We start from the raw sequence: 1992 nt of genomic DNA, 5'->3' as shown, positions 1-1992 counted from the left end.
GTGTGGGGTTTTACCGATTTTGAGGGGGCCAATTACCTAATTTTCAGGGAAAAAGTCCCGGAATTTTCCCCCTGATCACTCCCATGCCCAGTACTTTTTGATTGACAAAAAGTCTAAAAGTCTTACCCAACAATGTTTTTAGATTTATTCAGCAGATCCTAATTATTCCGAGGATGGGTAAATAACCCATCCTTAACATTTTCTGTCCTGATGGTGGACGATCGATAAATCAATAATATTCCTAGTTTTCTGGTTAAAAATTCCCTCAATCTCTGCCAAAGCAATTCAGTATAAATTCTTAATTTTCTAGATATAATTACATTTTTTCCCTAAAATGTTAGCTGGAATACTGAATAAATCGAGAAAATCTGGATAAAGCCAGTATTTTTAGCTCCTTAACCCTATCAATCAAGCTAAAATCAATGATTACTCGTCAAGAACTTAAGAAACTACAATCCCTAACTCAAATACCCGCCCTTTCCATTCTCTTACCTACCCATCGCACCTCACCGGATAACAAACAAGACCCTATTCTCGTTAAAAATTTGGTCGATGAAGCAAAGCGCCGATTATCGGCAGAATTCTCTAAACGTGAAATCGAACCTTTGTTCGAGCGCCTCGATAGTCTAGTGGCTGAAATAGATTATCCTTATACTCTAGATGGATTAGCTATCTATATTGGTCCGGATATTGCCAAGCTTTATAACTTGCCTTTTTCTGTCCAGGCAAGAGTTGTCATCGATAAAACCTTTGCCACACGGGATTTAGTTTATGGATTACATCGAGAACAACCCTATTGGCTGTTACTATTAAGTCAGGGTTCTACTCGTTTAATCTCAGCTACAGGAGAAACTCTCGAAGAAATTCGCGATCAGAATTTTCCCTTAGAAATGACTGGACCGGGGGCCACCGCACCACTGCCCTTTGATGCCGATACCAGTTATCTAGATGATAGAATCCGGCGATTTTTCCAGCAGGTAGATAATGCTCTGGGTGAATACATTGACATTGATGATTCTTCCCCTTTGATTGTGGGTGGAGTGGTTCGTCAAATTTCCTTCTTTCAAGAAGTTTCACAGTACACATCAGCAATTGTTGGCACTTTAACCGGCAATTTTGACAAAACCTCACTGCCAGAATTAATTCCGCAAGTATTGCCGATTATGCATTCAGTGCGTCAGACTCAAAAAACTGAAGCCCTGCAAGCTTTGGATGCGGCAGTCAGCGCTCAAAAAGTTATCTCTACCCTGGGAGAAGTGTGGCGTTTAGCGCAGGAAGGTCGAGGACAATTGTTATTAGTGGAGAAAAATTACCATGTACCCGCAGTTTTAAGCGAAAACGGTGATTTAGTGCTGGTGGAAAACGTCGGTGGTACGGAGGTAATCGATGATGCAGTGGATGAAATTATCGAAGTGGTATTGGCCAAGGGAGGACGTGTAGCTTTAGTCGATGAAGATTCCTTGAACGATTACCAAAAAATTGCCTTAATTTTGCGTTATTAGACCTAATGGGCCGTTTCACAAGCCCCAATACTAACCCATTGACTAGAACCATCAGACCAGTATTCTTTTTTCCAGATGGGGGCATTATGCTTGAGAGTATCAATAGCATAACGACAGGCTGCGAAAGCTTCCCCCCGATGGGGACAACCCACCGCTACTAAGACGCTAATTTCACCGATTTGTAGCTTACCGGTGCGATGGTGAATGACAACTCGATTGGTATCGGGCCAGGTTTGCCGAATTTGCCCGGCAATTTGCCGGAAAACTTCCATCGCCATGGGTTCGTAGGCCTGATAATCAAGACAAATAACCGGTTTACCGTCGGTTTGCTCCCGTACAGTGCCACTCATTAGTACAACAGCACCATTAGCCCCATCATCGGCTAATTGATATACTTCCGGCAAAGATAAGGGAGCAAAACTGACGCGAAAACTATCTGGTGTCATGGATGAGGTGATGGGGAAGTGGGGTGTAGGGTGTGGGGTGTAGG

The 1992-nt window shown here is 42.9% G+C and carries 2 protein-coding genes; one reads left to right on the top strand and one right to left on the bottom strand.

The window, feature by feature from the left end; translation table 11 throughout:
* Nucleotides 1-422: 422 nt before the first annotated feature.
* Complete coding sequence (locus IQ242_RS23510; protein WP_193961615.1) at nt 423-1502, top strand: hypothetical protein; 1080 nt, start codon at nt 423-425, stop codon at nt 1500-1502.
* Between the two features lie 2 nt (nt 1503-1504).
* On the opposite strand, the gene IQ242_RS23505 is transcribed toward IQ242_RS23510, so the two are convergent.
* On the bottom strand, nt 1505-1948 hold the full coding sequence (locus IQ242_RS23505; protein WP_193961614.1) for a molybdenum cofactor biosynthesis protein MoaE: 444 nt from the start codon (nt 1946-1948) through the stop codon (nt 1505-1507).
* Nucleotides 1949-1992 lie beyond the last annotated feature (44 nt).

The sequence above is a fragment of the Microcystis sp. LEGE 08355 genome (genome assembly GCF_015207185.1).
Lineage (GTDB): Bacteria > Cyanobacteriota > Cyanobacteriia > Cyanobacteriales > Microcystaceae > Microcystis > Microcystis panniformis.
Note: the sequence above shows the minus strand (reverse complement) of the source record. Positions and strands in the feature narration are given on the sequence as shown.

What these genes read in the sequence shown, in the direction of transcription:
- IQ242_RS23510 (WP_193961615.1), top strand. Translation starts at nt 423, where the DNA reads ATGATTACTCGTCAAGAACTTAAGAAACTACAATCCCTAACTCAAATA.
- IQ242_RS23505 (WP_193961614.1), bottom strand. Translation starts at nt 1,948, where the DNA reads ATGACACCAGATAGTTTTCGCGTCAGTTTTGCTCCCTTATCTTTGCCG.